Origin of the sequence: Paraburkholderia sabiae, from assembly GCF_030412785.1 — a bacterium.
Lineage (GTDB): Bacteria > Pseudomonadota > Gammaproteobacteria > Burkholderiales > Burkholderiaceae > Paraburkholderia > Paraburkholderia sabiae.
The window spans coordinates 2,449,141-2,460,792 of the sequence record NZ_CP125295.1 but is presented as its reverse complement, the minus strand read 5'-3'; the positions used below and the strand labels follow the sequence as shown (position 1 = coordinate 2,460,792).

10 protein-coding genes are annotated in these 11,652 nt (G+C 63.7%); 9 read left to right on the top strand and 1 reads right to left on the bottom strand.

Annotation, left to right across the window (positions count from 1 at the left end; translation table 11 throughout):
- The first annotated feature begins 9 nt into the window (after window positions 1-9).
- The 9 genes from QEN71_RS11060 to QEN71_RS11020 all read left to right on the top strand — a co-directional run bounded on the left by QEN71_RS11060 (window position 10) and on the right by QEN71_RS11020 (window position 10,771).
- Complete coding sequence (locus QEN71_RS11060; RefSeq protein ID WP_201652775.1) at window positions 10-891, top strand: glycine betaine ABC transporter substrate-binding protein; 882 nt, start codon at window positions 10-12, stop codon at window positions 889-891.
- A gap of 69 nt (window positions 892-960) precedes the next feature.
- Window positions 961-2,256 (top strand): serine hydroxymethyltransferase, encoded by a 1,296-nt coding sequence (gene glyA, locus QEN71_RS11055; RefSeq protein WP_201652778.1) that lies wholly within the window; start codon window positions 961-963, stop codon window positions 2,254-2,256.
- A 75-nt stretch (window positions 2,257-2,331) separates the two neighbouring features.
- Window positions 2,332-3,219 carry a dihydrodipicolinate synthase family protein gene (locus tag QEN71_RS11050; RefSeq protein WP_201652781.1) on the top strand — a complete coding sequence of 296 codons (888 nt, stop codon included), beginning with the start codon at window positions 2,332-2,334 and terminating at the stop codon, window positions 3,217-3,219.
- A 7-nt stretch (window positions 3,220-3,226) separates the two neighbouring features.
- Complete coding sequence (locus QEN71_RS11045; protein WP_201652784.1) at window positions 3,227-4,558, top strand: NAD(P)/FAD-dependent oxidoreductase; 1,332 nt, start codon at window positions 3,227-3,229, stop codon at window positions 4,556-4,558.
- A 17-nt stretch (window positions 4,559-4,575) separates the two neighbouring features.
- Entirely contained in the window at window positions 4,576-6,069 is a 1,494-nt protein-coding gene (locus QEN71_RS11040; RefSeq protein ID WP_201652787.1) for an aldehyde dehydrogenase, read from the top strand.
- A 238-nt stretch (window positions 6,070-6,307) separates the two neighbouring features.
- Window positions 6,308-7,309, top strand: a complete 1,002-nt coding sequence (locus QEN71_RS11035) for a LysR substrate-binding domain-containing protein (protein WP_201652790.1) — start codon at window positions 6,308-6,310, stop codon at window positions 7,307-7,309.
- Between the two features lie 28 nt (window positions 7,310-7,337).
- On the top strand, window positions 7,338-8,429 hold the full coding sequence (locus QEN71_RS11030) for a GlxA family transcriptional regulator (protein ID WP_201652793.1): 1,092 nt from the start codon (window positions 7,338-7,340) through the stop codon (window positions 8,427-8,429).
- A gap of 12 nt (window positions 8,430-8,441) precedes the next feature.
- Window positions 8,442-9,371: a LysR substrate-binding domain-containing protein gene (locus QEN71_RS11025; protein WP_201652796.1), complete on the top strand. Its 930-nt coding sequence runs from the start codon at window positions 8,442-8,444 to the stop codon at window positions 9,369-9,371.
- Window positions 9,372-9,514: 143 nt separating this feature from the next.
- Entirely contained in the window at window positions 9,515-10,771 is a 1,257-nt protein-coding gene (locus QEN71_RS11020) for an aromatic ring-hydroxylating oxygenase subunit alpha (RefSeq protein ID WP_201652799.1), read from the top strand.
- A gap of 9 nt (window positions 10,772-10,780) precedes the next feature.
- Here the strand turns inward: QEN71_RS11020 and QEN71_RS11015 are convergent, their stop codons facing one another.
- Window positions 10,781-11,572, bottom strand: a complete 792-nt coding sequence (locus QEN71_RS11015; RefSeq protein WP_201652802.1) for a phytanoyl-CoA dioxygenase family protein — start codon at window positions 11,570-11,572, stop codon at window positions 10,781-10,783.
- Between the last annotated feature and the right edge of the window lie 80 nt (window positions 11,573-11,652).

Below are 11,652 nucleotides of genomic sequence, written 5' to 3'. Positions count from 1 at the left end.
GAGTACTGTATGAAAACCAATCTGTTCAAGTCGCTGGCAGCGAAGCTGGCTCTGTCGACAGTCGTTGCGATGAGCGCGGGTGCCGGACAAGCCATCGCCGCCGAGCCGATCAAGATGGCCGTGACCAACTGGGCCGACGTGCTGGCCGTTGCGAACGTCGCCAAGTACGCGCTCGAAACGCAACTCAAGCAGCCGGTTCAATTCGTGCAGGCCGATATCGGCATCCAGTACCAGGGCGTGGCACGCGGCGATCTCGACATCATGGTCGGCGGCTGGCTGCCCGTAACGCACGCGACCTACTACGCGCGCTACAAGAACGACATGGAAGACGTCGGCGTAATCTATACGGGTGGCAAGAACGGCTGGGCCGTGCCCGCGTATATCCCTGAGTCGCAGGTTTCGACGATTTCCGATCTCGAGAAGCCGGACGTGAAGAGCAAGCTGAACGGGACGATCCAGGGCATCGAGCCCGGCGGCGGCCTGATGCAGGCATCCGAAAAGGCGATCAAGGCCTACGACCTCGCCGGATACAACCTGCAGTCGTCGAGCGAGGCGGGCATGCTCGCCGGCGTGCAGCGCGCCTATCAGTCGAAGCAGTGGATCGTCGCGACCGTCTGGAGCCCGCACTGGCTGTTCCAGAAGTGGCAAATGCGCTACCTGAAGGATCCGAAGGGCACGCTGGGCGGTGAAGAACAGGTGCACGCATTCGCATCGAAGCAGTTCGCCACCAAGTTCCCGCGCGCCGATGTGTTCTTCAAACACTTCAAGCTGACGCTCGCCGACGTCGAGGCGATCGAGTTCGAAGGCAACAGCACGAACGACTACGCGACGGCCGCGAAGAAATTCGTCGACGCGCATCCGGAAAAGCTCAAGGCCTGGTTGCAGCAGTAAGCCATCGACGAGCCGAACCCGCAGCAAACCGCAACACATGCTTGACACGTCAATACCCGGAGTGACCACGTGAACGAGAACTCGCGCTTTTTTGCAGAAACGCTCCAGAGCCGCGACCCTGTCATCGCATCGGAGATCGCGCTCGAATTGCGCCGCCAGCAGACGCAGATCGAACTGATTGCCTCCGAGAACATCGTCTCGGCGGCGGTGATGGAAGCGCAAGGCACCGTGCTGACCAACAAATACGCCGAGGGCTATCCGTCGAAGCGTTACTACGGCGGCTGCGATCACGTGGACCGTGTTGAAGCGCTTGCCATCGATCGCGTGAAAGCGCTGTTCGAAGCCGAATTCGCCAACGTGCAGCCGCATTCGGGCGCACAGGCGAACGGCGCGGTGATGCTCGCGCTCGTCAAGCCGGGCGACACGGTGATGGGCATGTCGCTCGACGCGGGCGGCCATCTGACGCACGGCGCGCGTCCCGCGCTGTCGGGCAAATGGTTCAACGCCGTGCAGTACGGCGTGAGCCCGCAAACCTATCGCATCGACTACGACCAGGTGCGCAGGCTGGCCGAAGAGCATCGACCGAAGCTGATCATCGCGGGCTACTCGGCGTATCCGCGCGCACTGGATTTCGCCGCGTTCCGCGATATCGCCGATAGCGTCGGCGCACTGCTGATGGTCGACATGGCGCACATCGCGGGCATCGTCGCGGCAGGGCGTCATGAGAATCCGATCCGTTTCGCCGACGTGGTGACATCGACGACCCACAAGACGCTGCGCGGACCGCGCGGCGGCTTCATCCTCACGAACAACGGCGACATCGCGAAGAAGATCAATTCGGCGGTGTTCCCGGGCTTGCAAGGCGGTCCGCTGATGCATGTGATCGCGGGCAAGGCGGTCGCGTTCGGCGAAGCGCTGCGTCCGGAATTCACCGCGTATATCGATCAGGTGCTGCGCAACGCGCGGGCGCTCGGCGACGTGCTGAAGTCGGGCGGCGTGGATCTCGTGACGGGCGGCACCGACAACCATCTGCTGCTCGTCGATCTGCGCTCGAAGCGGTTGACAGGCACGCAGGCCGAGAAAGCGCTGGAACGCGCAGGCATCACGTGCAACAAGAACGGCATTCCGTTCGATACCGAGAACCCGATGGTCACGTCGGGCATTCGCCTGGGCACACCGGCGGGCACGACGCGCGGTTTCGGCACGGCGCAGTTCGAACAGATCGGACAGATGATTCTGGAGGTGTTGTCGGCGCTCGAACGCGAACCGGGCGGCGACGAACAGGTCGAGCGGGCTGTGCGCAGCCGCGTGCGAGATCTGTGCAGCCAGTTCCCCATTTATTCGCACGCCGAGGCGCTCGCGTAAAGCGGCCCGGCGTTTGATCAAGCACGGCGCGTGGATTCGCGCGCCGCAACCTCATCTACTGAAGAGAGAACTGACATGAGCTTCGAGGGAGTACACACCCCGCTGGTCACCCCGTTCAAGGCAGACGGCGAGATCGATCACGATCTGCTCGGCAAGCACGCCGCGAATCTCGCGGGCCGCGTCTCGGGCCTCGGCGTCGGCGGCACGACGGGCGAATACTACGCGCTGAGTTTCGAAGAGCGCGTCCGCACGTTCAACACGGTCGCGGAAGCGGCAGGCGGCAAGACGTATCTGACGGCGGGCATCAACGCGACCACGACGAAAGACGTGATCCGCCTCGGCCAGGAAGCGAAGCGTGCGGGCCTGCCCGCGCTGCTGCTCGCCGCGCCGTACTACGCGCAGCCGACGCAGGACGAATTGCTGAGCCATCTGCTGAAGGTGGACGACAGCCTCGACATGCCCGTCATGCTGTACAACTTCCCGGCGCGCACGGGCACCGACATCGGCGACGAAGTGCTGACGAAGCTGCTCGAACGCAAGAACTTCATCGCGATGAAGGAAAGCACGGGCGATATCTCGCATCTGCATCATCTCGCGACGCATTTCAAGGACCGTCTGGTGCTGAGTTGCGGGATGGACGACCAGGCGCTCGAATTTTTTGTGTGGGGCGCGAAGAGCTGGGTCGGCGGCGCGTCGAACTTCCTGCCCGAAGCACACACGGCGCTGTACGACGCGTGCGTGAAGCAGGGCGATTTCACGAAGGGCCGCGAGCTGATGGCGCAACTGCTGCCCGTGCTCGAACTGCTGGAACGCAGCGGCAAGTTCATCCAGTACGTTCGATACGGCTGCGAACTGGCGGGCACGCCCGTCGGCGCAGCACGTGCGCCGCTCGGCACGCTCGATGAAGAAGAACGCAGCACGTTTGCGAAGCTCGTTCGTCCCCTGTTGCGCAACGCTCAGTAAATCCGGCATGACCTCGAAACTGGAATTCGCGCGGTTTCCCGCCCCCGACGGCGTCAACGGGTGGTGGGAAAGCCTGCCGCCGGCTGCGCCCGCCGTCAGCGTGTCGTCCGAACGACGCTATGACTGGGTCGTTGTCGGCGGCGGCATTACGGGGCTGTGTGCAGCACGACGCCTGGCCGAGCTGGCACCCGATGCGTCGATCGCGATCGTCGAAGCGGATCGCATCGGGCGCACGACGGCAGGGCGCAATTCCGGCTTCTTCGTCGACTTGCCGCACGACATCAGCAGCGAAAGCTATTCGCGCAGCGTCGAAGCGGACAAGGCCGACGTGCGGTTTCAACGGCATGGCATCGACTATGTGCGTTCGATCGTGAAGCAGCATGGCATCGATTGCGACTGGCGCGACGACGGCAAATTTCACGCGTCGGTGAACAAGAAGGGGCATACGGCGCTCGCGCATTTCGCCGACGGTCTGGAGCGCATCGACGAAGCCTTCGAGTGGCTCGATGAAGCGGCCATCGCGAAGGTGACGGGCACGGATTTCTATCAGGGCGCGCTGTTCACGCCCGGTTGCAGCACCGTGCAGCCTGCGGCGCTGATGCGCGGGCTCGCGGCGACCTTGCCTGCGAACGTGCAGGTCTACGAACTCAGCGCCGTCAAGCGGATCGACGATCAGGGCACGGCGAAAGTGCTGAGCTTCGCGAACGGCAAGATCGTCGCGCAGCGCGTGATTCTCTGCACCAACGCGTATGCGGCGACGTTCGGCGGTCATCCGAACGGACTGCTGCCCGTCTACACGTTCGCGTCGATGACGCGCGTGATGAATCCCGACGAAGTGAAGCGGCTGGGCGGCACGCGTTCATGGTCGCTGATTCCCGCCGATCCGATGGGCTCGACCGTGCGGCGTCTCGGCACGGACCGCATCTGCGTGCGCAATCATTTTGCGTTCCGTCCGAACCTCGAAGTGTCGCAAGCCGATCTGGCGAAAGCGAAGAGTCTGCATCAACGATCGTTCGACCGGCGCTTTCCGATGCTCAAGGACGTCGAACTCGAATACACGTGGGGCGGTCCGCTGTGCCTGTCGGCGAACAACGGCGCACTGTTCGGGCGCCGCGACGACGGCGTGTACGAAGCGGTCGGCTGCAACGGCCTCGGGCTGAGCCGCGGTTCGGCGTCGGGCAAATCGATCGCCGAATACGCGCTCGGGCAGACCAGCGATCTCGTGCGCCAGTTGCTGAACCAGCCGCATCCGCGTTCGCTGCCCGTGCGTCCCATCGCTGACGTCGCGGTATCGGCGGCCATCTGGGTCAAGGAATTTTCGGCGGGAGCCGAGCTTTAAATCTGTGAGGACAGGACATGACGACCTATCAGGAATGGCAGCAGAAAGCGCAGGCGTTGTCGCTCGACGGCCGGGCGTTCATCGCCGGACAACGTTGCGCGGCGGCGTCGAACGAAACCTTCCCGACGCTCAATCCGTCGACGGGAAAGGCACTCGCCGACATCGCCCGCTGCGATGCGAAAGATATCGACCGCGCCGTCGTGGCGGCGCGCGATGCGTTCGAATCCGGCGTGTGGTCGAAGGCCGCGCCCGCGCAGCGCAAAGCGGTGCTGCTGCGGCTCGCGCAATTGATCGACGAGAACGCCGACGAACTCGCGCTGCTCGAAGCGCTCGAAGCGGGCAAGCCGATCAGCGAATGCATGGGGCTCGACATTCCCGAGTCGGCCGCGTGCATCCGCTGGCATGCGGAAGTCACCGACAAGCGCTACGACGCGCTGTCGCCGTCGGGCGCGAGCGTCGTGAGCATGATTACGCGCGAGCCGATCGGCGTGGTCGGCGCGGTGCTGCCGTGGAATTTCCCGGCGCTGATGCTCGCGTGGAAGATCGGCCCGGCGCTCTCCGTCGGCAATAGCGTGATCGTGAAGCCCGCCGAACAGACTTCGCTGTCGACGCTGCGTATCGCCGATCTGGCATTGGAAGCGGGCGTGCCGGCAGGCGTGTTCAGCGTCGTGACGGGTTTCGGCGAAAGCGCGGGTCAAGCCCTGGGCCGTCACGCCGACGTCGATCTCGTGGCGTTCACGGGCTCGACGGACACGGGCAAGCGCTTCCTTCACTATTCGGCGGATACGAACCTGAAGCGCGTCGTGCTCGAATGCGGCGGCAAGAATCCCCAGGTCGTGTTGCCCGACGTCGCGAATCTCGATGCCGTTGCCGAGCAGGCCGTCGCCGCCGCATTCTGGAACATGGGCGAGAACTGCAGCGCAGGCTCGCGCATCCTGGTGCCGGCATCGCTGAAAGCGAGTCTGCTCGAAAAGATTCAGGCCGTGCTGGAAGGCTGGAAGACGGGCGATCCGCTCGATCCCGACGTCAAGCTCGGCTCGCTGATCGAACAGAAGCATTACGAAAAAGTGCTCGCGCACATCGAGAAGGCGAACGCGGAGGGCGCGCATCTGGTGTGCGGCGGCAAGGCGACGCGCACGGAGTCGGGCGGCTGGTTCGTCGAGCCGACCATCTTCGACAACGTGACGCCGCAGATGAGCATCGCGCGCGAAGAGGTGTTCGGCCCGGTGGTCTGCATCATCGAATACGCGGATATCGACGAAGCCGTGCAGATCGCCAACGACACCTGCTACGGCCTCGCCGCCTCGCTGTGGACCGACAACGTGAACCACGCCCACAAGATCGCGGCACGTATCCGCGCGGGCACCGTGACGGTAAACTGCTTCGGCGAAGGCGATCTGTCGACGCCGTTCGGCGGATTCAAGCAATCGGGCTTCGGCGGCCGCGACAAGTCCGTCTATGCGCACGACCAGTATTGCGAGCTGAAGACCACCTGGCTGAAGCTCGACTGAAGCAGCGTGACGATACGACCGCCCGCCCGGCCATCGCGCCCGGCGGGCGGTCGTGCTCACGTGCTGCGGCGGACTCGGGTTGTCCGCGCTTGCCTGTTGCCGCGAAGACTCGCACACTATTTTTTTCGCGCGGGCGTTTTCCGCCCGGCGCGCGGCCGACGCACTGTCACGGGGCAGTGCACAGCGCCCGTCCGCTGTCGTTTAGCCAGCGGACGTGTCCGCTTCACAGGTGAAAGCCATGCAAAAGAAACAGATGTTCGCCGACAGATTGCTCGCGCAGATGCCTTCGCTGCGCGCGCTGCGCTGCTTCGTGACGGCGGCCCGCTACGAAAGCTTCACGCAGGCCGCCGAAGTGCTGTGCGTGACACAGGCCGCGATCAGCCGGCAGATCAAGGAACTCGAAGACTCGCTGGAAGTGGCGCTGTTCGAACGGACGGGCCGCCACATCGCGCTGACGGATGCGGGGCGCATTCTGTACAACGCGTCCTATCTGTCGATCATGAACATCGCGGAAGCCGCCGAGGCCGTGCGCCGCACCGACCGGCACGCGCTGACCATCGCCGTCTCGCATACGTTCTCGGCGTTGTGGCTGTCGTTCAGGCTGCCGTCGTTTCGCAAGCGTTTTCCGGAAATGCGCCTGCACGTGATGGTCACCGAGCACTTCATGGAACTCGACGACCTGATGGAGCCCGACATCATCATCACGAAGAATCCGCCGCGCGAGCCGGAGTACGAGATCGAGCCGCTGTTCCATGATGTCGTGTATCCCGTCTGCAGCCCTTCGTTTCACGAGCGGCATTTTCATGGACGTTCGCTGAAACCGCTGGATCTGCTGTCGCATCCGACGCTCAATCTCTCGTTGCTCGGCCGCGCGCAGGTGTGCGAACACGTCGACTGGCGCGTGTGGCGCAACTGGTTTCAGCAGGGCGACGGCTCGGACCGGCTGGTCGAGAACGAACATCTGGAAAGCAACGACTATCGGCTGCTCGTCGCGCAGGCTGAAGCGGGCGAGGGCACGCTGCTCGGCTGGCATCATCTGGTGCATCGCCAGGTCGAACAGGGGCGGCTGCTGCGGCCCGTGCAGGATGCGCTCGAATTCCACGACCGTCACCACTATCTGATCACGCACAAGAACGCGCGGATGAAGCCTGAGTATCAGCAGTTCCGCGAGTGGCTCGGCGAAGAGGTCGGCGCGATGATGGGCGAATGGCGCAGCGTCGAAGTCGAAGCGGCGAAATAGCGTTGCGCGCGTCGAATCAGGCCGTCTCATGTTGAGCCATGTCCATCCTTCCCGAGCCGAAGCGTCGCCGCCATTGCGCTTCGGTATCGTGCTGCTGCCGAACTTCACGTTGACGGCGTTTTCCGGTTTCGTCGATCTGCTCCGTCTTGCCAGCGACGAAGGCGACATGAGCCGGCCCGTGCGCTGTTCGTGGACGATCGTCGGCGAGTCGCTCGTGCCCGTCAGGGCGAGTTGCGGCATTCAGGTCGCGCCGTGGATCACGTTCGACGAAGCAGGCGCGTTCGATTACGTCGTCGTCGTGGGCGGTCTGCTGCATTCGGGGCCGTCCGCGAGCAAGGCCACGTTGCAGTTCATCCAGAACGCCGCGAAGACGTCGGCGACGCTGGTCGGCATCTGCACGGGCGTGTTCGCGCTGATGCGCGCCGACGTGATGGACGGCTACCGGATGTGCGTGAGCTGGTTCCACTACTGGGATTTCGTCGAACGCTTTCCGGGCGTCGACGAGCGGAACCTGGTGGCGGACCGCCTGTTCGTGATCGACCGGCGGCGCATCACCTGTTCGGGCGGGCGTGCGTCGATCGATGTCGCCGCGGCCATTCTGCTGCGCCATGTCGAGGCGACGATCGTGCAGAAGGCGCTGCGCATCATGCTGGTCGACGATGCACAGAAGGGCAACGCGCCGCAGCCGCATCCGCCGGGGCTGGAACCCGCGACGCACCCGAAGGTTCGCCGCGCGATCCTGCTGATGGAACAGCACATCGGGCAGCCGCTGAGTCTCGCCGATCTCGCGCAACGGCTGGAGATGTCGGTCAGGCAACTCGAACGGCTTTTCGCGTCGGAGACGGGCAAGTCGCCGCATGCGTATGGACGGCAGATCCGCATCCGCATGGCGTCGTGGCTGCTCACGAGTTCGGACCGCACGGTCGCCGATATCGCCACGTCGTGCGGCTTCTCCGATGCGTCGCATCTTGGCCGCGAGTTTCGAAAGGAATTCGGCGAATCGCCGAATGCGTACCGTGTCGCGCGGCCGCCGAGCCAGTCGCCGGCGCTGCCACCCAGCGCCAGGCTGGACACGGACGACGGGCACGTTCACGCGGACAACGGAAACGCAGCGATCTGACCAGAGCAAACAATGAAACCGCCCACGCAAGGGACCAAGGGATACCGCCGCCTGATTCCGTCGATGACGGCGCTCGTCGAGTTCGAATCGGTGGCGCGGCTTGGTAGCTTCACCGTCGCGGCGAACGAACTCGGCGTCACGCAGGCGGCCGTCAGCCGCCAGGTCAAATTTCTCGAAGACACGCTCGGCGTGCGGCTGTTTCATCGGCTGCACCGGTCGATCGAACTGACGGAAGAAGGCAAGGCGCTGTATCTCGTCATCGCCGAGTCGATGCAGAAAATTGCCGGCGTGTTCGACCGGCTCACCTCGGGGCCCGTGCAGCAGGAACTGGTGCTGGCCGCGACGTCGGCGTTCTCGCATTTCCGGCTGCTGCCGCGACTCGAATCGATCCGGAACGCGCAGCCGAATCTGCAGCTTCGCCTGTCCACGCAGATGTTCACCGCGGATCTGCGCCACAAGGAGATCGACGTTGCCGTGCGGTTCGGCAACGGACGTTGGGGCGACGGCACGGCAACCCTGCTGTTCGACGAGGAAGTCTTCCCCGTGTGCTCGCCGAAGTGGCTGGCGGCGCGCGGCACGCCCGCCTCGCTGCAGGACGTTGCGGACGCCACGCTGATCGAATCGGACTCGACTTCGGAAGGCTGGATGGGCTGGGAGGAATGGTTCCATGCCGTCGGCCTGCATCCGTTGCGGCTGAACTATGCGCTGCGCTGCAGCCTGTACACGGATGCGATCCAGGCCGCGCGTTACGGGCAGGGCATCGCGCTCGGATGGGGCAGGCTGGTGCACGATCTCGTCGATGCCGGCGAACTCATCCGGTTGCCCGTCGCGTCGCTCAAGACGAACGATGCGTACTTCGTCGTGGTGCCGCACGGACGCACCATCACCCCAGCCGTCGACGGCCTCATCGAGTGGCTTCGACAGGATGCGGCAGCGCAGTAACGCCTGCTCCTGGCGCTCGCATAATCGCAGGTAATGTCAGGCAGAAAATAAAGCACATTGACGCTCTTTTTCGGCAATCCAATACTGGATTCATCGCGGGACCATTTCGAAGTCCCGACATCCCCTGAACGCTGGAGAAGACGATGTCCGAAGTGCAAATCAAAACGCATGGTGAGTTGATCCGCAGCCGTCAATCCGGACATGGCATGCCCGGCGAACTGTTCGGCCGCCAGGACGTCTTCGAAACGGACGTCGACGTGTTTTTTCACAAGCACTGGATTCTCGTCGGCGTGACGGCGGATGTTCCGGAGCCGGGCGATGTGTCCGTCGTCGATATCGGCAAGGCGTCGGTCATCATCGTGCGCGACGACGATGAGAACGTGCGCACGTACCGCAACGTCTGCCGTCATCGCGGCGCGCGCCTGAAGGAAGCAGGCAAGTCGACGGTCGGCATGCTGGTGTGTCCATATCACCAGTGGACTTACGATCTCGACGGCAGCCTGCGTCACGCGTCGCACATGGGAAAGGACTTCGATCCCACCTGCCGCAGCCTCAAGCCCGTGCATACGAAGATCGTCGGCACGCATATTTTCGTGTGCCTCGCCGAGCAGCCGCCCGAAGATATCGTGAAGCTCGAAGAAACGATGCTGCCGCGTTTCGCGCCGTTCGACCTGCAGAACACGAAGATCGCGTTCGAGCAGGAGATCGTCGAACACGGCAACTGGAAGCTCGTCATCGAGAACAACCGCGAGTGCTATCACTGCGCGGCGACGCATCCCGAGCTGACGGCGTCGTTTCTCCCCGAAGACTTCGGCTTCTGCCCGGATAATCTCAGCGACGAGTCGCTGCGCGCGCTGGAAGAATACAAGGAGCGCAACGCAGCCTGTCAGGTGAGCTGGGAGCGCGACGGGTTCGTCTGCGGAACGGTCGAACGGCTCGACGAGGATGCCGTCACGCAGTTCAGGACGCAGCAACTGGTGATCGCCGGCAATGGCGAATCGCAAACGCTCAGCACCAAGGTTGCCAGCACGAAGCTGCTCGGCAATCTGGAGCGGCGCGACCTCGGCGACACGCATCTGTGGACGCACAACTCGTGGACGCACGTGATGAGCGATCACGCCGTGATCAGCTACATCATTCCGCTCGCGCCCGACCGGACGCTGGTGCGCTCGAAGTGGCTGGTCCATGCCGATGCCGTGGAAGGCGTGGACTACCAGGTGTCCGACCTGACGGAAGTGTGGATCGCGACGAACACGCAGGACAAGCATCTCGTCGAAATCACGCACGAAGGCACGCAGGATCCCGCGTATTCACCGGGCGTGTTCTCGCCGTTCACGGAAACCTACGTGGACCAGTTTTCGCGCTGGTATGCGGCGCGACTGAGCGCGCACGGCGTCTGACCGCGCTCGTCAATACGCGAACTTCGTGTAGTGCTCGCGCGTGGCGGCGTCCTCGACGTTGTCCACGCGCGGCATGGTCCGCAAGAGCCGCTTCGCCTTCGCGCTCAGGCTTTGATAAACGCTCTCCGGCACGTCGATCTGCACTTCCGGGCGGAAGTACCAGTTGCGGCTATAGCCGATCACGACCATCGGGCGCGGTGTCTGCGTCAGGTTCGGCGTGCCTCGATGCAATGCGCGTACGTCGCGAATCATTACGTCGCCCAGTTCCATCGTGATCGAATGCAAGGTCGCGCGGCCTGCTTCGTATGCCTTTAGCGCGTCTTCGGAATGCATGCGATGCGTGCCGAATGTCGTTTCGAACGGTCCGTTGTCGGGCGTCACGTCGCAGAGCGGGAAGTTGACCGCGAGCTGGAATGACGGCGTTTCGGGAAAGCCGTCGAAGAGCGCGGGCGTGTCGCGGTGCACGTCCTGATAGTCGGAACCATGAAGCGGCGTATCCGTCGCCAGCTGGCACATCACAGGTTCCTCACCCGCCACGCGCTCGACGATGCCGAGCACATCCGGGTCGGCAAAAATGGCTTCGTCGGCGAACACGCCGGCAAACGGCAGCGTGATGTAGTGGCGATTCGGTCCTCGAACGGCCGTGGCGCTTTCGCGCAGACGCTGTTCGAGAAGGACGTCGAAGGCGTCGCGCCATTGCAGCAACGTGTCGCGAGAAAAGTGCTGACGCAGCACGACCATACCGTCGGTGTCGAACTGTTTGGCAAGCGCGTCCAGCTCGGCAGTCGTATAGCGGCTCATCGGCGTCTCCGGAATCATGGTTGTGTGAACTCCACTGTAATACGTGCAGTCGCAACGAGTGTGCGCGACCTCAGGCCTGG